The sequence below is a fragment of the Corallococcus sp. AB049A genome, from assembly GCF_003668885.1.
In the GTDB taxonomy this organism is placed as follows: Bacteria; Myxococcota; Myxococcia; order Myxococcales; family Myxococcaceae; genus Corallococcus; species Corallococcus interemptor.
Window position 1 is genome coordinate 1 of sequence record NZ_RAWL01000157.1, and the last position, 18,170, is coordinate 18,170.

General features: G+C 70.0%; 18 protein-coding genes. 5 read left to right on the plus strand and 13 right to left on the minus strand.

Annotation, left to right across the window (positions count from 1 at the left end; genetic code table 11):
• Positions 1 to 221: 221 nt before the first annotated feature.
• Entirely contained in the window at positions 222 to 905 is a 684-nt protein-coding gene (locus D7X55_RS18215; protein ID WP_121723747.1) for a succinate dehydrogenase, read from the plus strand.
• 114 nt (positions 906 to 1,019) lie between these two features.
• On the opposite strand, the gene D7X55_RS18220 is transcribed toward D7X55_RS18215, so the two are convergent.
• Both D7X55_RS18220 and dacB read right to left on the minus strand, forming a co-directional pair.
• On the minus strand, positions 1,020 to 1,535 hold the full coding sequence (locus tag D7X55_RS18220) for a single-stranded DNA-binding protein (protein ID WP_121723748.1): 516 nt from the start codon (positions 1,533 to 1,535) through the stop codon (positions 1,020 to 1,022).
• A gap of 252 nt (positions 1,536 to 1,787) precedes the next feature.
• Positions 1,788 to 4,025, minus strand: a complete 2,238-nt coding sequence (dacB, locus tag D7X55_RS18225; RefSeq protein ID WP_407921772.1) for a D-alanyl-D-alanine carboxypeptidase/D-alanyl-D-alanine-endopeptidase — start codon at positions 4,023 to 4,025, stop codon at positions 1,788 to 1,790.
• 134 nt (positions 4,026 to 4,159) lie between these two features.
• On the opposite strand from dacB, the gene D7X55_RS18230 reads away from it, so the two are divergent.
• Genes D7X55_RS18230 through dtd form a run of 4 tightly spaced genes read left to right on the plus strand, consistent with a single transcriptional unit; the run spans position 4,160 to position 8,008 of the window.
• A complete protein-coding gene (locus D7X55_RS18230; protein WP_121723749.1) occupies positions 4,160 to 5,752 on the plus strand; it encodes an ABC transporter substrate-binding protein in 1,593 nt (530 codons plus the stop codon).
• Positions 5,749 to 6,663: an ABC transporter permease gene (locus D7X55_RS18235; protein ID WP_120550744.1), complete on the plus strand. Its 915-nt coding sequence runs from the start codon at positions 5,749 to 5,751 to the stop codon at positions 6,661 to 6,663. The genes D7X55_RS18230 and D7X55_RS18235 overlap by 4 nt, the downstream gene beginning before the upstream one ends.
• Positions 6,660 to 7,493 (plus strand): ABC transporter permease, encoded by an 834-nt coding sequence (locus D7X55_RS18240; RefSeq protein ID WP_121723750.1) that lies wholly within the window; start codon positions 6,660 to 6,662, stop codon positions 7,491 to 7,493. The genes D7X55_RS18235 and D7X55_RS18240 overlap by 4 nt, the downstream gene beginning before the upstream one ends.
• Before the next feature lie 53 nt (positions 7,494 to 7,546).
• Positions 7,547 to 8,008: a D-aminoacyl-tRNA deacylase gene (gene dtd / locus D7X55_RS18245; protein ID WP_120550746.1), complete on the plus strand. Its 462-nt coding sequence runs from the start codon at positions 7,547 to 7,549 to the stop codon at positions 8,006 to 8,008.
• Positions 8,009 to 8,012: 4 nt separating this feature from the next.
• Here the strand turns inward: dtd and D7X55_RS18250 are convergent, their stop codons facing one another.
• The 11 genes from D7X55_RS18250 to D7X55_RS18300 all read right to left on the minus strand — a co-directional run.
• Positions 8,013 to 9,092 (minus strand): alpha/beta fold hydrolase, encoded by a 1,080-nt coding sequence (locus D7X55_RS18250; RefSeq protein WP_121723751.1) that lies wholly within the window; start codon positions 9,090 to 9,092, stop codon positions 8,013 to 8,015.
• A 75-nt stretch (positions 9,093 to 9,167) separates the two neighbouring features.
• Positions 9,168 to 10,244 carry an alpha/beta fold hydrolase gene (locus tag D7X55_RS18255; RefSeq protein WP_121723752.1) on the minus strand — a complete coding sequence of 359 codons (1,077 nt, stop codon included), beginning with the start codon at positions 10,242 to 10,244 and terminating at the stop codon, positions 9,168 to 9,170.
• 104 nt (positions 10,245 to 10,348) lie between these two features.
• On the minus strand, positions 10,349 to 11,194 hold the full coding sequence (locus D7X55_RS18260) for a hypothetical protein (protein WP_120550749.1): 846 nt from the start codon (positions 11,192 to 11,194) through the stop codon (positions 10,349 to 10,351).
• A gap of 23 nt (positions 11,195 to 11,217) precedes the next feature.
• Complete coding sequence (locus D7X55_RS18265) at positions 11,218 to 11,679, minus strand: PTS sugar transporter subunit IIA (protein WP_120550750.1); 462 nt, start codon at positions 11,677 to 11,679, stop codon at positions 11,218 to 11,220.
• Between the two features lie 187 nt (positions 11,680 to 11,866).
• A complete protein-coding gene (gene hpf, locus D7X55_RS18270) occupies positions 11,867 to 12,517 on the minus strand; it encodes a ribosome hibernation-promoting factor, HPF/YfiA family (protein WP_121723753.1) in 651 nt (216 codons plus the stop codon).
• 226 nt (positions 12,518 to 12,743) lie between these two features.
• Entirely contained in the window at positions 12,744 to 13,625 is an 882-nt protein-coding gene (locus D7X55_RS18275; RefSeq protein WP_120548301.1) for an SDR family oxidoreductase, read from the minus strand.
• A 92-nt stretch (positions 13,626 to 13,717) separates the two neighbouring features.
• A complete protein-coding gene (locus D7X55_RS18280) occupies positions 13,718 to 14,506 on the minus strand; it encodes a hypothetical protein (RefSeq protein ID WP_121723754.1) in 789 nt (262 codons plus the stop codon).
• Between the two features lie 16 nt (positions 14,507 to 14,522).
• Positions 14,523 to 15,161 (minus strand): GNAT family N-acetyltransferase, encoded by a 639-nt coding sequence (locus D7X55_RS18285; protein ID WP_121723755.1) that lies wholly within the window; start codon positions 15,159 to 15,161, stop codon positions 14,523 to 14,525.
• Positions 15,162 to 15,221: 60 nt separating this feature from the next.
• Positions 15,222 to 16,742, minus strand: coding sequence for an RNA polymerase factor sigma-54 (rpoN, locus tag D7X55_RS18290; protein WP_120548304.1), 1,521 nt, complete (start codon positions 16,740 to 16,742; stop codon positions 15,222 to 15,224).
• A 253-nt stretch (positions 16,743 to 16,995) separates the two neighbouring features.
• The gene (gene lptB / locus D7X55_RS18295) at positions 16,996 to 17,736 is read right to left on the minus strand and encodes an LPS export ABC transporter ATP-binding protein (protein WP_120548305.1); all 741 of its coding nucleotides are present in this window, start codon (positions 17,734 to 17,736) and stop codon (positions 16,996 to 16,998) included.
• Positions 17,733 to 18,170: LptA/OstA family protein (locus tag D7X55_RS18300; protein ID WP_121723756.1), on the minus strand; the 438-nt coding region annotated here is incomplete at its 5' end. The genes lptB and D7X55_RS18300, both read right to left, overlap by 4 nt.

The following is an 18,170-nucleotide window of genomic DNA, read 5'->3' on the forward strand; positions in this document are numbered from 1 at the left end:
GCGCCTGCCTGGCGGCCAGCAGTCAGGGCGGGGGGCTGGCATCGCCAGGGCTTATGAGTCGGTGTTCCCCGGCTGGCGCGGCCGGAGGCGCCGGATGCGGAAGAAATCCAGCCTGCGTGACGGAACGGCTATAAACCGCCCGTTGGCCGTAGCACCCAGGCCCTGACTTGGGCTCGCGGGGGTCTTCACCCCACCCATCCGCGCGCCCCGCTGGAGACCCGATGAGCACCCAAGCCACCGCTGAAGCCCTCACCGACCGGAATCCCCTCTTGAAGTCGCGGCTGGGGTCGTTCCTCGCCGTGGTGCCCCTGAGCATCTGGGTCATCAACCATCTGTGGGACAACCTGTCCGCCTTCTACGGCGCGACGGCCTGGGAAAAGTCGGTGACGGAGTACGCGAACCCGTTCGCCCAGGCGTTCACGTTCATCATCGTCATGCTGCCGCTCCTCATCCACACGGCGTGGGGGCTGGTGCGCATCTTCACGATGAAGCCGAACAACCTCGCCTACAACAACTACGGCAACCTCAAGTACATCGTGCAGCGCGTGGCGGGACTGGGCGTGCTCGCGTTCCTGGGCGCCCACATCTGGCTGGCGTTCCTGCACCCGCGCCTGGTGGAGGGTCACGCGGAGCCCTTCATGGATATCGCGCGGGAGATGCACTACCACGGCCCCACGCTGATGGTTTACCTGCTGGGCACGCTGGGCACCGCGTACCACCTGGCCAACGGCCTGCAGACCTTCGGCATGGGCTGGGGCATCCTCGCGAGCGACCGCTCCATGCGCCGCTTCGAGCCCATCTCCATCCTCATCTTCCTCATCCTGCTGGCCATGTCCTGGGGCGCCATCTACGCCCTCTACACGGCGGGCGCGGCGTACGGCCCGGCGGGCCTGGACGTCGGCTGAAGGCGGCTTGAAGCAGCGCCGGGGCCTTGAAGCCCCGGCCTCCGAAAACACGACCGGCCGCCCCTGACTTCCAGGAGCGGCCGGTTCGCTTTTCAGGGGAGAGGCCCCCGGGCGTTAGAACGGGATGTCGTCGTCCGCGCCGCCGTGGTTGCCGCCCATGGCGCCAGCGTCGTCCATGCCCATGGGAGGCGGCTGACCGTAGTCGTCGCGTCCCTGGGAGTAGCCGCCGCCGTTGCCCTGCTGCTGCCGGCGCCCGCCGCCATTGCCAGCGCCGCCGCTGTAGCCCTCACCGGCGTCACGGCCGCCGAGGAAGGTGACGGAGGTGGCGACGACCTCGGTGGTGTAGTTCTTCTTGTTCTCCTTATCCATCCACTCGCGCGTCTGCAGACGGCCTTCGACGAAGCACTGCCGTCCCTTCTTGAGGTACTCGCCGCACAGCTCCGCGAGCTTTCCCCAGACGACGATGCGGTGCCACTCGGTGCGCTCCTGCTTCTGGCCATTCTTGTCGTTCCAGCTCTCGCTCGTCGCGATGCGGAAGTTCGCCACGGCCTGACCGCCCGGGGTGAAGCGCACTTCGGGGTCCGCCCCGAGGTTGCCGATGAGAATGACCTTGTTCACGCCTCCAGCCATGTTTCCTCCCGATACCTGACCCACCGACGGGTCAGGTGCACCCTGCGAGGCCACACGCCCCGACAGGTCCTTCAGCCCATAGCATCCACCACTGACATTCCCCGGGCCAGAAACCGGCCGGAGGCGGACAGGACGCACGCCCGCCTGCTCTCCGGGCGGAAAGCCTCAGGGATTCCGGGGCCTTGGGTTTGAGGAGGAGACAGGCCGCCCGGACGGCGCGCGTCCGGGCGACAAGGGCACGGCGAAGGAGCCCTACCCGCCCGGGCGGAGGATGCCGGAGGCAGGGACGACGTTGGGCGTGGCGGACGCGGGCGCCACCACCTGGACGGGCTGGGCGCGCTGGGAGGAGCGGGCCTCGGCCGTCTTGGTGGTGAGCGTGGAGTCCAGGCCCTTGGCGAAGGCGACGAGCTGCGGATCCGTCCCGCCGGAGCCCAGCTTGCGCAGGGACTTCCAGAACGGGTGGTTGGTGTCCCCGGTCTTCACCAGGCCCTGGGCCAGGAGCGTCACGGTCGCGTCGCGCTCGGCGGGGCTGGCGGTGCGCAGGGTGGTGACCAGCTCCTCCGGTGCGGTGCGGGCCACTTCACCCAGGCCGTCCACCAGCTCCTCCTGGGCCTGGAGGTCCTGGGCGACGCCGGCCGCGCGGCACAGCTCCAGCACGCGGGCCAGGGCCTCCGTGTTGCCGCCGGAAGCGAGCTCCACCATGGAGCTGACGCCGGGCACGCCCACGGACAGGGCGCGGGCCACCTGGCGCAGGCGGCCGTAGACCTCGTCCGTGGCGGAGTAGCTGTCCAGCAGCGTGCGGGTGCCCAGGTAGTCGTGCGGGTTGGACTGGTAGAGGCTCTCCGCCAGCACGGCGCGCACGGCGGGGTCGCGCTCGCTGCGCCACGCGGTGCGAAGGAACCCGATGTTGCGCTGGTCGCGCTGCTTGCCCAGCTCCAGGTACGTCTTCACGCGGTTGGCGATGTCCGGCAGTCCGCCCTGGGGCTTCTGGCCTTCATTGAGGGAGGCCAGCGCGGTGCCCGGCCCCAGCGTGGAGCCGGTGGCGGCCACGGCGGCGCCCAGCGCGTCCATGCCCGCGACGACGGGACCGGCGCGGCCCGCGTAGTCATTGACCATGATGGAGAAGGAGAACTTCTCTCCGCCCGCGGACTGCACGTAGCCGCTGAGCGCGGAGACGCCCTCCAGGGTGCCCGTCTTGGCGCGCAGCCGGCCCACGGCGTCCGTGCCGTCGAAGCGGTACTTGAGCGTGCCGTCCTTGCCGGCGATGCCCAGCGAGGACAGGTACTCCGGGGCCAGCGGGAAGCGCTCGTACATGTGGCGCAGGAGCCGGTCCACCTGCGCGGTGGAGAAGCGGTTGGCGTCGTTGAGACCGCTGCCGTTCTTCATCACGTAGGTGCCGCGCGGGATGCCCACGTCGCGGTCCAGGAACTCCTCCACCACGTCGATGCCCTTGGTGAACGAGCCCGGCTGTCCGCGCAGCTCCGCGCCCATCGTCTTGAGCAGCGTCTCCGCGACGAAGTTGCTGGACAGCTTGTTGAGGCGCTTGAGGACGATGTCGAACGTGTCGGACTGGGACACGTGCACGACCTTCGCGCGCGACGGCGTCAGGCCCAGCTTCACCTTGCCCTTCACCTTCACGCCACGCGAGGTGAGCAACTGCTTGAGCGACCCGCCGAAGTACATGGGCGGGTTGTCGATCTTCTTCCAGACGCTGACGGCGCCGCGCTCGTCGGGGACCTGGCCCTTGACGACGATCTTCTGCTTGTCACCGGACGCGTCGGACTTCACGGACACGCGGCGCGCGCGGCCGGGGCCGCTGGTGACGGAGCTGTCCACGACGAAGTAGTCGCTGGGGGGCTCCATGTCGACCACGGCCTTGCCGCCGGGAGCGGAGCGCACGTAGACGGCGACCGCGTTCCAGTTGAGGCTCACCGCGCCGGTGGGCGCCATGTACGCGCGGTCGGAGTCCTCCTGGTCGTAACCGGGCGGCGTGCGCTCGGCGTCGAACCAGGAGTCGTCCACGACGATGTCCTGCACCTCCTTGAGGCCCGCGTGGAGCAGCTCGGAGGTCATGCCGTAGAGGCGCTCGGTGGTGATGGTGGGGTCACCCTTGCCGCGCACGTAGAGCGTCTTGACCTTGCCGTCGGCCGGCATCTCCGGCTCGACGAGGAACTCCGTCTCGTAGCGGTACTCCGGCCCCAGGGCGACGAGCGCCGCCGAGGACGTGATGAGCTTCACGTTGGAGGCGGGGTTGAGCAGTTCGTCCGCGTTGTGGCTGAACACGATGGTGCCGTCGTCCAGGCTCTGCATGTGCACGCCGACGCGGCTGCTCTTGAGCGCGGTGCGCTGCATGACCTGCACGAGCGCGTTCTTCAGCGCTTCACGCTCAGCCTTTTTTTCTGCGGACGGCGACGCTGCCAGTGTGGCGGAGGGAAGCCACAAGGCAATGGCGGTCGCTGCCCAGAAGGGTCTGGTTCGAAAAGCCTGCACGCACGCTCCGGGGAAGTCGCGTTCCATTATGAAGAAGGGACGAAAGGGGCGGCAAGGGTGGGGGGAGGATCCACGGCCGCCGCTACCCTGCCCGCCTGCCTGCTTCCTGGAAACAGGAAGAAGGCTGTCGCAGCATGGACGTGCCGCCTGACATCCACCTCGTGACAGACGCCATGCCTCCCCTGCCCTCCCGCGCCCTCCGGGTGTTCCTCCTCGCGCTGGCGCTGGCCGCCGGCTGCCGGGAAGCGGCGCCGCCCGCGGGCGTCACGGTGTTGTTGGAGGCCCCACCGGACAGCCTGGATGACCGCTTCGCCCTCACGGCCCATGGACAGCGGCTGGCGCAGCTCGTCAGTCCGGGGCTCATCACCTTCGATGACGCGAGCCGGCCGGTGCCCCAACTGGCGGAGTCCTTCCGTGACGTCTCCGCCACGGTGGTGGAGTTCATCCTGCGCCCGGGGCTCACCTTCCACGACGGCAGCGCCCTGACGGCTGAAGACGTGAAGGCCAGCTTCGACGCCCTGCGCGACCCGAAGCTGGGCAGCCCCAAGCGCGAGCGGTACGAGCCGCTGGAGCGGGTGGAGGTGGTGGACGCCCGCACGGTGCGCTTCCACCTGAAGCGGCCCTATGCGCCGCTGCTCGCGGAGCTGTCCGCGGCCATCCTGCCCTCGGAGCGCGCGGGGCCCGGAGGCATCGAGGCGCAAGCCGGGCACCCGGTGGGCGCGGGCCCGTTCCGGTTCGAGTCGTGGCCGGACGAGGAGCACCTGACGCTGGTCCCCTTCGAGGGCTGGCACGGGGGAAAGCCCGCCCTGTCGCGGCTGACGTTCCGCGTGGTGCGGGACGAGACGACGCGGGTGCTGGAGCTGCTCAAGGGGCGGGCGGACCTGGTGGTGAACGGCGTGTCCCCGGCGGTGCTGCCCGCGCTGCGAAAAGCGTCGCACCTGCGGGTGGAGACGAAGCCGGGCACGGGCTTCACGTACCTGGGGCTCAACCTGCGCGAGGGGCCGCTCGCGGACGTGCGCGTGCGGCAGGCGCTGTGTCACCTCATCGACGTGCGCCCGCTGGTGGAGCACAAGCTGCACGGCCTGGCGGAGCCCGCGTCCAGCATGCTGCCTCGCGAGCACTGGGCCTTCACCGAGACGCAGGGGTGCGGCTATGCGCCGGAGGAGGCGGCCCGGCTGCTGGACGCGGCGGGGTATCCGGATCCGGACGGGCCCGGGGGACGGCCGCGCCTGTCCTTCACGTTCAAGACGAGCACGGACCGCTTCCGGCGCGCGGTGGCGCTGGTGCTCAAGGAGCAGCTGGCGAAGGGCGGCATCGCGGTGGAGGTGCGGGCGCTGGAGTTCGGGACGTTCTTCGAGGACGTGCGGCGGGGCCGCTTCGAGTTGTTCACGTTGAAGTGGGCCGCCGTGATGGAGCCGGACCTGCTGCGGGGCGCGTTCCATTCCGCGAACATCCCCGGGCCGGAGAACCACTGGGGCGGGTTCAACCGGGGCGCCTTGAAGGATCCGAAGCTGGACCGGGTGCTGGACGCGGCGACGCAGGCGTCGCGGGAGGAGCGCAAGACGCTCTACGCGGAGGCGCAGCGGGAGCTGGACGCGGACATGCCCGTCATCCCGCTGTGGCACGAGGCGAGCGTCGCGGTGGTGTCCTCGCGGCTCGCGGACTTCGAGCCCAGCGCGCACGGCCTGCTGCTGCCGCTGGCGAAGGCGCGGGAGGTGACGCCATGACCCGGAGGCTCGTGTCCGCGGTCATCGCGATGGTGGGGGCGCTGTTGCTGGTGTCGCTGTTCCTGCACCTCGTGCCGGGCGACCCGGTGGACGTGATGCTGGGGGAACAGGCGACGCAGGTGGACCGCGCGGCGCTGCGGCAGGCCGTGGGGTTGGACCTGCCGTGGTACGCGCAGCTCTGGACGTTCGCTCGGGACCTGGCCACCGGGGAGCTGCGCACGTCGCTGCCTCCGTTCCAGCGCAAGGTGCTGCCGGCCCTGGGCGCGGCGCTGCCGTACACGCTGCTGCTCACGGTGGCGGCCATGGCCGTGTCCCTGGTGCTGGCGCTGCCCCTGGGCGTGATGGCGGCGGCCCGGCGAGGGACACCCGTGGACGCGGCGGCGATGGGCGTGTCCGTGGCGGGAGTCGCCCTGCCCCGCTTCTGGCTGGGGCCGGTGCTGATCATCCTGTTCGCGCTGAAGCTGGACTGGCTGCCCGTGTCGGGCGCGGAGTCGTGGCGGCATCTGGTGCTGCCCGCGTTCACGCTGGGCACGGCGCTGGCCGCGTTCCTCGCCCGGATGACTCGCGCGACGATGCTGGAAGCGCTGCGTGAGGACTACGTCACGGTGGCTCGGGCCAAGGGCCTGTCCCCTCAAGTGGTGCTGTGGAAGCACGCGTTCCGCAACGCGCTGCTGCCGCTGGTGACCGTGCTGGGGTTGGAGTTCGGCGCGCTGCTGGGTGGCGCCATCGTGACGGAGAAGGTGTTCGCGTGGCCGGGCATGGGCACGCTGCTGCTCACCGCCATCGAGAGGCGCGACTACAACACCGTGCGCGCCACGGTGCTCCTCTTCACGTTCTGCTACGTGCTGGTCAACACGCTCACCGACCTTACGTATGCATGGGTCGACCCGCGCGTGCGGAGGCGCTCATGAGCGCGGCCCACCGCTTCCGGCTGAACTCGTGGGGTGCCCGGTTCGGGCTCGCCGTGGCGTGCGTCTGGGTGTTCACCGCGCTGTTCGCGCCGTGGCTCAGTCCGCATGCGCCGGACGCCATCGACCTCACGCGCGAGCTGTCGCCTCCGACGCCGGGCCACCTGCTGGGCACGGGGGAGAACGGCATTGATGTCCTGACGCACGTGCTCTACGGCGCTCGCGTGTCGCTGGAGGTGTCCTTCTTCGCCGTGGTGCTGTCCGCCGCGGTGGGCATCACGCTGGGCGGCATCGCGGGCTACGCGGGCGGGCTGGTGGACGAAGCGCTGATGCGGCTGGTGGACGTGCTGCTCGCGTTCCCCGGCATCCTGCTGGCGCTGTTCATCACGGCGGTGCTGGGGCCCAGCCTCGCCAACGTGGTGTTCGCGCTGTCGTTCACCGGGTGGACGGGCTACGCGCGGCTGACGCGTGCACAGGTGCTGACCCTGCGCGAACGGGACTATGTGCAGGCGGCTCGGGCCCTGGGGAGCGGGCCGGGCCGCATCCTGGTGCGGCACCTGTTGCCCAACGCGGCGGGGCCGCTGCTCGTGCAGGCGACGTTCGCGCTGCCGGGCGCCATCGTCGCGGAGGCGTCCCTGAGCTTCCTGGGGCTGGGCGTCCCACCGGGCACACCGTCGTGGGGCGCGCTGGTGGACCAGGGGACGCAGTACCTGCTGGTGGCACCGCACGTGGCCCTGTTTCCCGGCATCGCGCTGGCGCTCACCGTGCTGGGCTTCAACCTGCTGGGCGATGCGCTGCGTGACGCGATGGATCCGCGCCACGAGGGACGGTGACTTGAAGGCCCCGGGCGTCCCTGGCAGGAAGCAGGGGCGGAGGTGACGAACACATGAAGGCCGTGGTGCAGCGCGTACTGGAAGCGTCGGTGACGGTGGACGGCAAGCGCGTGAGCGAGATGGGTCCGGGCCTGCTCGTGCTGCTGGGCGTGGGCAAGGGCGACACCGACGCGGACCTCACGTGGATGGTGGAGAAGCTGGCCACGCTGCGCATCTTCGAGGACGCCGACGGCAAGATGAACCTGTCGCTGGAGGACACCTCCAAGCACCTCATCGTCGTGAGCCAGTTCACCCTCTACGGCGACGCGCGCAAGGGCCGCCGGCCCAGCTTCATCGACGCGATGGAGCCCGTCGCCGCCAAGGCCCTCTACGAGCGAGCCTGCGAAGCACTGCGCCAGCGAGGCCTCACCGTGGGCACGGGCATCTTCGCCGCGGACATGAAGGTCGCGCTCGTGAACGACGGGCCGGTCACCATCCTCCTGGAGAGCCCGCCGAAGGCCGCCGCTCCGGCCTGAGGCCTCAGCGCACGTCGAGCGTGCGGCGGAAGAACGCCACGCCTTCCGCGTTCGTGCGCGCATGCGAAGCCGGACGCGTCCCCGCCACCGGGTCCCGGCACAGCATCGCGATGACGTCGAAGCCCTTCGGGTAGCACTCGGGCAGGAACGTGAAGTGGCCGGCGTCTTCGAGCACCACGGTCGTCGCGGCCGGCAGCAGTCCTGCCAGGTGCATGCCGTGCCCTTCGTGCGGCATCAGCTCATCTCCCTTCGCGAGCACCAGCGCCACCGGCTTCTGGATGTCGGCGGTGTCCCGCGCTTCGAACGAAGCGGCCATGCCCGGCGCCATCGCGAACGCGGCCTTCACCCGCGGATCCAGGTACGACGCTCGCGCGCGCTTCATGTCGATGCGGCTGTAGTCCACGTCTCGCAGGCCCTCGCAGCCAATCTCCTCGCGGGTTCCTGGCGTCTTGCAGCGCTTCTCAATCCACTCCAGGTTCAGGTTCAGCCCCACCAGCGCCAACGCCGTGTAGCCGCCCATCGAGTGTCCCGCCGCGCCGATGCGCTCCGGATCCACTCGCGGGCCCCACTTCGGGTCCTTCAGCAGGTGGTCCAGGACGACCGTGAAGTCCTGCGGGCGCTCGTAGGCGCGCGCGAAGCCCTCCGGGCTCGTGTCGCCGAAGGTGTTGCCCGGATGGTTCAGCCCCACCACGACGAAGCCGTGCGCCGCCAGGTTCGAACCGAACCAGGACAGGTCCATCACCGAGCCCCCGCTGCCGTGCGACAGCAGCACCACCGGCCAGCGCTCCCGTGCGTCCGACAGCGGTGCGTCCTTCGCTCCGTAGAACGGCTTGAACACGTCCGACGGCGCGCGGTTGTCCATCGGCGTGCCGGGCGCCACCGGGTACCAGACCAGCGGCTTCAGCGTGCGGCGGCGGACCGGGTCCTCGTACGTCAGCGACTGCGTGACGCCCACCGCCCAGGCCGCGTCCGCGCCATAGAGCGACGCATGGTCCGTGCGCGGCGCCTCCGCCTTCTTCGACGAGGAACAGCCGCCCGCCAGCAGCACGGCGGAGACGAGGAGCATGGGACAGGGGCGGAACATGGCCCCCGAGCATGGCCGGGAACAGCGAACCAAGTAAATCCAGAACGCGCCGTCTACCTCAGCCCAGACGTCTGCTCACTGGACGTCCAGCGTGCGACGGAAGAACGCCACCGCCTCCGCCTGCGTGCGCGCATGCGTGGCCGCGCGCGTCCCAGGGACTTCGTCCCGGCACAGCGGCGGCGCGACCTCGAAGCCCAGCGGCTTGCACTCGGGCAGGAAGCTGAAGTGCCCGGCGTCGTCGAGCACCACCGTCCTCGCCGCGGGCAGCTGCCCCGCCAGCTTCATGCCCATGAGCGCGTGCGGCATCAGCTCGTCGCCCTTCGCGAGCACCAGCTCCACGGGCTTCTGGATGTCCGCCAGGTCCCGGGGCTCGTAGGAGCCCGCCATGCCCGGCGCCATCGCGAAGGCCGCCTTCACGCGCGGGTCCTGGTACGACGCGCGCGCGACCGTCATGTCGATGCGGCTGTAGTCCACGTCCCGCAGGCCCTCGCACCCCACGTGGTCGCGGGTCTCCGGCGCGGTGCAGCCTTCGGCGATCCACGCCAGGTTCATGCGCGCGCCCACCAGCGCCAGCGCCGTGTAGCCGCCCATGGAGTGCCCCGCCGCGCCGATGCGCTCCGGGTCCATGCGCGGGCCCCACTTCGCATCCTTCAGCAGGTGGTCCAGCACGGCCGTGAAGTCCTGGGGCCGCTCATAGCCGCGCGCGTAGCCCTCCGGGCTGTCGTCCCCGTAGGTGTTGCCCGGGTGGTTCACCGACACGACGAGGAAGCCGTGCGCCGCCAGGTGCGCGCCCAGCCAGGACATGTTGATGGCCGTGCCCCCGCTGCCGTGCGACAGCAGCACCACCGGCCAGCGCCCCCGTGCGTCCGACACCGGCGCGTCCTTCGCCGCGAGGAAGGGCGCGAAGATGGGCGAAGCCGGCTGCGTCTCCATCCGCGTGCCGGGCGCCGCCGGATACCAGACCACCGTCTTCAACGAGCGGTGGCGCGCGGCGTCCTCCACCGTCAGCGAAGAGAGACCCACCGGGTAGGCCGCGTCCACGCCGGATGCGGAGGCGGGCTGCCCGGCGCCACGCGAGGAGGCACAGCCTCCCGTCAGCAGGGCCGTGGAGATCAGCAGCGCGCGGGAGAAGCATCGCGAGAAGGGGGACATGGGGCGGACTCCTCCGGGGCCTCGGTGGGCCTCATACGGCGGGCATGCGTGCCCGTGACACTACGGATTGGGACGGGGCGCCATTGCGGCAGGGCCCGCGCGGCTCACAGCCGCACGGTGGTCCCGCGCGTCACCAGCGCGGCCAGGCCCTGCTTCGTCTGCGCGGCGGTGCGCAGGTGCAGCGTGAGCGCGCCCAGCTCGCGGATCCACGTGGCGGCGTTGGGGCCCAGGCCGGAGAACAGCACGGACAGGGGCGGCGGCTGGGGCAGCTTCCCCGTCCAGTAGCCCAACACCTCGTCGCGCTCCGGCAACACCGGCAGCTTCATGCGCTCCTGCTCACGCGTCAGGAGCCGCTCCAGCTTGCGCGGCAGGTTCACCTGCCAGTGCAGCACCGTCTTCGCCGGCCGCCAGGCCCAGTCCGCGAAGGCGAACCGCTCCCGGGGCGCGTACTCGCCCCGGCCCTGCGTCACGAAGACGCGGTCCGGCGGGAACTCCGGGAAGGGGTCCCACTGCCCGGCCAGGAGCGACGCCAGGCCCTGCTCGCCCGGGGGACGGCGGCGGAAGTTGTCCCGCACCACGCGCGCCGCCTTCGCGTCCCAGTAGGGATAGGACGGGTCCTCCACCATCAGCGCCAGGTTCAGCGCCTCGTCCCACTCGTCCGCGTAGCCGCCGGGGGCGCCGCCCACCTCCCAGCCGCCGGGCGACTCGCGCCAGGGCTGGAACACCAGCCGGTCCACCAGGTCCATCCACCCGTCCGAGTCCACCGACCCCACGCCCCCCGGCAGCGCCGACGAGGCCAGCCGCTGGCAGAGCGTGAACGCCTGCGCGTCCCCCAGGTGGTTGGCGAGCGCCTCCAGCGCGCCGGAGGCATCCCCCATGGCGTGCGCGAAGAAGGGCAGCACCTGCTCATGGAAGAAGCGGTCGTTGATGGGACGCAGGACGACGTCCATGCGGGGCGTCTCCTGTCAGGCCCTCAGGGCCGCGCGTCTTCCTGGACGATGAGGGCGTGGATGTCCGCGGCCGAGGGCGCCTCCAGGATGGCCGCCCGGAAGCGCGGGTTCTTGAAGAGCCGCGAGATGCGCGCCAGCGCCTTCAGGTGCACCCCGGCGCTGTTCTCCGGCGCCACCAGCGCGAAGAACAGGTGCGTGGGCTTGCCGTCGATGGATTCGAAGTCCACCCCCGTGCGCGACACGCAGAAGGCCGCCTGGAGGCTGTCCATGCCCGCCAGCTTGCCGTGCGGGATGGCCACGCCTTCGCCAATCCCCGTGCTGCCCAGCTTCTCGCGTTCCTGGAGCACCGCCACCAGCCGGTCCTCGCGCAGATTCGGATGCGCCCGGGCCAGCGTGGCACTCAGCTCGCGCAGCACCTCGGGTTTGGTCCGGGACTGCATGTCCGCGACGACCGCCTGGGGGCTGAGGAAATCGGCGATTCTCAATGGCGCTCCCGCACTGGCGCTCCGGGCCGGCAATGATTCCTCGGCCGGCAATTACTCCTCACACTGGATTCGCGCAAGGGTCGCCTGGGCGGTGGCAGGCGCTTCGCTCACTGCGCGTCAGCCCGGGCCCCGGGCCCCGGGCCTGGAAAGGCCCCGGACCCGGTCCCTGGGTTCAACCAAACGGCGGTCAGGTGCCGGTGGCGGCCACCGGCGCGTCGGGCAGGTGGGGTTCGATGAGGCCGAACCCACCCTCCTTGCGGCGGTAGACGATGGACAGCGCCTGGGACTGCTGGTTCTGGAACACGTAGAAGTCGTTGTTCATCAAGTTCATCTGCATCACCGCGTCATCCACGGACAGCGACTGGATGGCCAGGTGCGTGGTGCGCACCAGGCGGGCGACGCCCGACTCGGCCACCGGCGCCGGGGCGGCGGCGGGCGCGGCCTGGGCGGCGGGGGCGGAGGCCTCGGCGGCCTGCTCCGGCTCGTGGAGCTCGAAGACGTCGTGGCGGACCTTCACCAGGTCCTGGCGGTGGTGGACCTTCTCCTTGCCGTGGTGCGACTTGAGCTTGTCGCGGTAGCGGCGCAGCTGGCGTTCGATCTTGTCCATCGCCAGGTCGATGGACGCGTACATGTCATCGCTCTTCTCACGCCCCCGGAGGATCCAGGCGCCGGAGTGGATGGTGATGTCCGCGTGATGCAGGTGCCGCTCCAACGACAGCACCACGTGGGCCTCACCAGCCCGGTCCAGCAGTCGGTTCACCCGCTCGACCTTTTCACGGGCGTACTCCTTCAGGGAATCCGACGCTCCGAACTGACGGAAGGTGATGTTGAGCTGCATGCGTGGCTGCCTCCTATGGAGAGAGGTAAGCTCCGTCACAGATCAGAAACGGAGCCCACGCCGAAAGCAACCCGCCCCCCCAGGTTGGAACTTCCCGTCCACGGCTCGCGTTCGCGAAAGCGACCGCAATAGGACACGTCTGGTGTCCGCTGCATGGCACGGCGGGGGGACTCCGGCCCGGGCCTCATTTTCTGGCCTGGAATCCCCCACACTCCGTGCGTGGAACTCAGGCGAGCAACATGCCTCCGGTGACGCCCAGGATGTCCCCGTTGACGAAGCGCGACTCGTCACACGCGAGGAACACGTAGGAGGGCGCCAGCTCCGCGGGCTGCGCGGGCCTTCCGGTGGGCGAGCTCTTGCCGAACTCCTTCACCTTCTCCGCGTCGAAGGACTGCGGAATCAGCGGCGTCCACACGGGGCCCGGCGCCACGGCGTTGACGCGGATGCCCCGGCTGATGAGCTCCTGCGACAGGCCCTTGGTGAAGGCGACGATGGCGCCCTTCGTGGAGGCGTAGTCGAGGATTTCGGCCGAGGGCTGATACGCCTGGATGGACGCGGTGTTGATGATGGTGGCGCCCGGCTTCATGTGCGGCAGCGCGTACTTCACCATGTGGAACATCGCGAGGATGTTGACCCGGAAGGTGCGCTCCACGCGCTCCGCGTCCAGCTCCTCGAACTTCTCCACCGCCTTGCCCTGGAAGGCCGCGTTGTTCACCAGCACGTCGATGCGGCCGAACTTCTTCACCGTGTCCTCGACGATGCGCTTGCAGGTGGCCTCCAGCGCCATGTCTCCGGACAGGGCCAGCGCCTGCCGCCCGGAGCCCTCAATCACCCGGCGGGTGTGGTTGGCGTCGTCCCCCTCGTTGAGGTACGCGAACGACACGTCCGCGCCCTCGCGCGCGAAGGCCAGGCACACCGCGCGGCCAATGCCGCTGTCGCCGCCCGTCACCAGCGCGACGCGGTCCTGCAGCCGGCCGAAGCCCTTGTACGACTGCTCGCCGTAGTCGGGCTCCGGGGACATGGCGCCCTCGTGGCCGGGGGCGGACTGCGTCTGCTCCGGGAAGGGCGGCTTGGGGCCGGCGGTGCGGGGATCGGGATTGCGGGCCATGGCGTCACTCCGTGGGAAGGAAAAAGCGTTCCCTCACGGTGGAGGCGCTGGCACGCAGCGGCAAACACGCGCGGGCCGCCTGCCCGCCCGGCTCAGGGCACCACGGAGAGCACGAAGTCCTGCGAGTGGAAGATGGCGCCCGAGCACGACGCCACGCCCGTGCACTCGGTCACGGTGGCCGTGAGGTCCGCGCCCAGCGTCAGGGTGTGGTTCGCCTGCGGGGTGCCCGCGGGGATGGCGACGGTGGACAGGTTGCCGTCCTGCGTGACTTCGAGCACGCCGGGCGCGCGGCCTCCCTCGCGCAAGAGCAGCGCCTCCACCGGGCCGGGCACCTCCGTGGAGGGCTCCCAGAGGAAGTCGTAGGAGTGGCCCACGCGCAGCTTGTCCGGCGTGCCCTCGCCCTGGAACGTGAACTTGCGCTTGGCCTTGGCGTTCTTCACCACCAGGCGCACGGTGCTGGTGGCGTCCTGCAGCTGCACGACGACGTCCTCCACCGCCTCGCGGCCCCAGGCCGCCGGATCGAAGTTGAAGAAGGCGCGGCTGTTCTCGCACGCCTCCGCGCGCCCGCCCACGTCCGAAGCGCCGCCCGGCACCAGCGTCATGGGCTGGCCGTTGAGGGTGGCCGTGACGTCGGCCGCGAAGCGCGAGCACGGCCCGTCCGCCGCCACCGAGTAGCTGACCGTCACGCGGTGCGCGCCCTGCGCGTCCGGCGTCTCCGCGTCGTCCACGTCCGCCAGCGCGAACGTGAGCGAGCGGTCCGACAGCTCCGCCAGCGACATCACCTTCGTCTCACCGCCGCCACAGCCGGTGAGCGCCACGAGCGCCCCCAGGGCGGTGAGGCGGAAGACGGTTCGACGCGGGCTCGGGACGGGGAAGGTCATGGCGGCCGGCACCCTATCACTCCCGCGCCAGCAGTCCTTCGAGCCGCGCCTTCACGCCCGGCCACTCGCTGTCGATGAACGCGTAGTACGCGCTGTCGCGCACCACGCCGCCGCGCACCAGCATGTGGTTGCGGAGGATGCCCTCGAAGGAAGCACCCAGGCGCTCGATGGCCGCTCGCGAGCGCACGTTGCGCCGGTCGGTCTTGAGCTGCACGCGCATCACGCCCAGCGACTCGAAGGCGTGCGTGAGGAGCAGGAACTTGCACTCCGTGTTCACCCGCGTGCGCCACGCCCGGCGGCCCAGCCACGTGGAGCCGATCTCGAGCGTCCGGTACTCGCGCGAGATGTCCAGGTAGCGCGTGGTGCCCACCACGTCCCCGCTCGCCCGTTCGATGATGGCGAAGGGCTGCTCGGTGCCCGCCGCGGCCGCCTTCAGCCCGGCGGACACGTAGGACGCGACGTCGTCTTGCGTGCGCAGCACGCGCGAGAAGTGGGTGAAGATTTCGGGTTCGCAGAGCGCCGTGAGCGCGGGCACGTGGTCCAGGCTCAGCGGCACCAGCCGCGCCGCGCGTCCCTCCAGCGTGGCGGGAGGGACGACGAGCGGAACAGGGTCGCGATGGGGAACGCCGACATCATGGGGGAGCACGGGGTCCATGGACCCGCTTCATGCCCCAAACCGGCCCTGGCGTGCAGGGCCGGTGATTCCGGAACAGCGCTAGAAGTACTTCTTGCGCTTGCTGCTGGGGAGGATGCCCAGCACCTCGCGGTACTTGGCCACCGTGCGGCGGGCAATCTCGGTGCCCTGCGAGCGCAGCAGCTCCACGATCTTCTGGTCCGAGTACGGATTGCGCGGGTCTTCCTGCGACACCAGCTGCTTGATGTGGTGCTTCACGGCCTCGCTGGCCGTGTCCTCGCCGGACACGCGCGCGATGGACGAGTTGAAGAAGTACTTCAGCTCGAAGATGCCCTGCGGCGTGTGCACGTACTTGCTGGTGGTGACGCGGCTGACGGTGGACTCGTGCATGCCGATGTCCTCCGCCACGTCGCGCAGGATGAGGGGCTTGAGGTGCGCGATGCCCTTGTCCAGGAAGTCCCGCTGGAACTTCACGATGCTCTCGGTGACCTTGTAGATGGTCCGCTGCCGCTGGTGGATGGAGCGGATGAGCCACATCGCGCTGCGCAGCTTGTCCTGGATGAACTCCTTCGTCTGCCCGGGGCTCACCGCGCCCGTCTTGAGCGCGTTCCGGTACATGCCGGAGATGCGCAGCTTGGACAGGCCGTCGTCGTTGAGGACCACGGTGTAGTCGTCGTCCCCCAGCTTGTAGACGAAGACGTCGGGGGTGATGTACTGCGCGTCATCCCCGCTGAAGTTGCGGCCCGGCCGCGGGTCCAGCTTCGGGAGCAGCTTCGCCGCCGCGACCACCTCATCCAACGTGACCTTGAGGTCCTTGGCGATGGCCGGCAGGTTCTTGGACTCCAGATATTTCATGTGCCGCTTGATGATGAGGCCCAGGAGCGCCGCGTTCGGGTCCTTCATCGCCTGCAGCTGGATGAGCAGGCACTCCTGCAGGTCGCGCGCGCCGCAGCCCCGGGGCTCCAGGTTCTGGATGCGGCGCAGGGTGCGCTCGGCCACGTGCATGGGCACGTCCGCCTCGTTGGACAGGCGGATGAGCGGGTCGCCTTCAATCTCCGGCAGCTTGAGGTAGCCGTCGTCGTCCAGGTTCCCGAGGATGAGCACCGCCACGCGGCGCTCGGCCTCGTTGAGCCGCAGCGTGCCCAGCTGCTCCTGGAGGTGGTCGACCAGGTCCTCCTTCTTCACCATGTTGGCTTCGAACGACGGCAGGTCGTCCGTGGCCACGTTGCCCTTGTTGGAGGCGGTGGTGGGCTCGTTGAACTGGTAGCTGTTGAGGTAGGACTCCCAGTCAATCTCCGGGGGGCCCTCGCCGTCCGCCTTGAACTCCTGGGCCGTTTCAGGCGTCGCCGACGGCAGGTCCACGTCGCGCGCGACTTCCGTGTTGTCCGCTTCGAGCGAGGCCTCGCCAGGCTCCTTCTCGCTCACCTCGCCGGGCATGCCCTCCTCGGGCTGCTCCAGAAGCGGGTTCTGCTCCATCTCCTCGCGGACCTGGTCCAGGAGCTCCATACGAGAGAGCTGGAGGAGCTTGATGGCCTGCTGCAGCTGGGGCGTCATCACCAGCTGCTGGGCGAGCTTCAGGCTCTGTTTGAGTTCCATCGCCATGTGGGGGCGTCTCCGGAAGGCTTGCGTGCCACTTGATTGGAGGTTCCAATCAAGGACCGTGCCAACCTAACAAGGACCCCCGGCCACGTCCAGTGCCCCAGCACATGGTTTCTGATTTGCAGTGTCTAAAAATCCGCAGGAAATCCGACAGGTTGCCGCAACCCCCGCTCGCCTGGCTGATGTTCAAACGTCGACGCAAAAGTGGGGCCAACTTCACCCGGAGCATCTGGAGACATACGGGGAGGGCGGGTTTTCACGGAGCCTGGAGACGGAACCGGTCTCCCAGGTAGACGGCTCTCGCACGGGCCGAACCGGCGATCTGCGCGGGGGTGCCCTCTTCGAGGATCTGACCCTGTGCGATGATGTAGGCCCGGTCGCAGATGCCCAGGGTGTCCTGGACGTTGTGGTCGGTGATGAGGATGCCCAGGCCCCGCTCCCGCAGGAGGTGGATCTGACGCTGGAGGTCGCCCACGTTGATGGGGTCCACGCCGGCGAAGGGCTCGTCGAAGAGGATGAAGCGGGGGGCGGGGATGAGGCTGCGGGCGATTTCAGCCCGGCGCCGCTCGCCGCCGGAGAGCGTTTCTCCCCAGGACTCGGCGACGTGGGAGAGGCCGAACTCCTCCAGGAGGGTGTCCGCGCGCTGCTTGCGGTCCTGCGCGGTGAGGCCCTTCTGGAGCTCCAGCACGGCGAGGAAGTTCTCGCGCACCGTGAGCTTGCGGAAGACGGAGGCCTCCTGCGGCAGGTAGCCCACGCCCCGGCGGGCGCGGCGGTGCATGGGCAGGTGGGTGAGGTCCTCGTCGCCCACGCGCACCCGGCCCGCGTCCGGCGTCACCAGGCCCACCACCATGTTGAAGCTGGTCGTCTTGCCGGCGCCGTTGGGGCCCAGCAGGCCCACGACCTCACCCGGGGCGACGTTGAAGGACACGCCGCGCACCACCTGGCGGCCCCGGAAGGTCTTCTGGAGCCCTTCGGCGAAGAGCTTCGCGCCGCTCATGGCACCGTGCCCGGGGGCTTGGGCGCGGGCGCCTTCTTGCGGGTGCCGGGGACGGCGGTGGTGGACGGGGAGTCCACGAGGATGCGGGCGTTCTCCACCTCCAGGCGCTCGTTGCCCAGCACGAGGCGCACCTTGGTGCCGGTGAGGTAGGTGTTGCCCTGGCGGGCCTCCGGGGAGCCCGTCACCACCAGCACGCCGGAGGGCACGTCGTAGTCGGCGCGCTCGCCCCGGGCCTGCCGGTCGCCGTCCACCGCGCGCACGTTGCCGGCGCACACCACGCGCGTCACCTGACGGGTGGCGTTGTAGTAGCCGGTCATCTTGTCGCAGCGGATGTCCATGGTCTGGTGCTTCACCACCACGTTGCCGGTGAGCACCGCCTGGTTGCGGTCGCCGGTGACGTGGTCCGCGGACAGGTCCACCGGGTTGCGCAGGCC

Excerpts from the sequence above, each read along its gene's own strand:
- D7X55_RS18215 (WP_121723747.1), top strand. The coding sequence starts at position 222 with ATGAGCACCCAAGCCACCGCTGAAGCCCTCACCGACCGGAATCCCCTC.
- D7X55_RS18220 (WP_121723748.1), bottom strand. The coding sequence starts at position 1,535 with ATGGCTGGAGGCGTGAACAAGGTCATTCTCATCGGCAACCTCGGGGCG.
- D7X55_RS18230 (WP_121723749.1), top strand. The coding sequence starts at position 4,160 with ATGGACGTGCCGCCTGACATCCACCTCGTGACAGACGCCATGCCTCCC.
- D7X55_RS18235 (WP_120550744.1), top strand. The coding sequence starts at position 5,749 with ATGACCCGGAGGCTCGTGTCCGCGGTCATCGCGATGGTGGGGGCGCTG.
- D7X55_RS18240 (WP_121723750.1), top strand. The coding sequence starts at position 6,660 with ATGAGCGCGGCCCACCGCTTCCGGCTGAACTCGTGGGGTGCCCGGTTC.
- dtd (WP_120550746.1), top strand. The coding sequence starts at position 7,547 with ATGAAGGCCGTGGTGCAGCGCGTACTGGAAGCGTCGGTGACGGTGGAC.
- D7X55_RS18250 (WP_121723751.1), bottom strand. The coding sequence starts at position 9,092 with ATGTTCCGCCCCTGTCCCATGCTCCTCGTCTCCGCCGTGCTGCTGGCG.
- D7X55_RS18255 (WP_121723752.1), bottom strand. The coding sequence starts at position 10,244 with ATGTCCCCCTTCTCGCGATGCTTCTCCCGCGCGCTGCTGATCTCCACG.
- D7X55_RS18260 (WP_120550749.1), bottom strand. The coding sequence starts at position 11,194 with ATGGACGTCGTCCTGCGTCCCATCAACGACCGCTTCTTCCATGAGCAG.
- hpf (WP_121723753.1), bottom strand. The coding sequence starts at position 12,517 with ATGCAGCTCAACATCACCTTCCGTCAGTTCGGAGCGTCGGATTCCCTG.
- D7X55_RS18275 (WP_120548301.1), bottom strand. The coding sequence starts at position 13,625 with ATGGCCCGCAATCCCGATCCCCGCACCGCCGGCCCCAAGCCGCCCTTC.
- D7X55_RS18280 (WP_121723754.1), bottom strand. The coding sequence starts at position 14,506 with ATGACCTTCCCCGTCCCGAGCCCGCGTCGAACCGTCTTCCGCCTCACC.
- D7X55_RS18285 (WP_121723755.1), bottom strand. The coding sequence starts at position 15,161 with ATGGACCCCGTGCTCCCCCATGATGTCGGCGTTCCCCATCGCGACCCT.
- rpoN (WP_120548304.1), bottom strand. The coding sequence starts at position 16,742 with ATGGCGATGGAACTCAAACAGAGCCTGAAGCTCGCCCAGCAGCTGGTG.
- lptB (WP_120548305.1), bottom strand. The coding sequence starts at position 17,736 with ATGAGCGGCGCGAAGCTCTTCGCCGAAGGGCTCCAGAAGACCTTCCGG.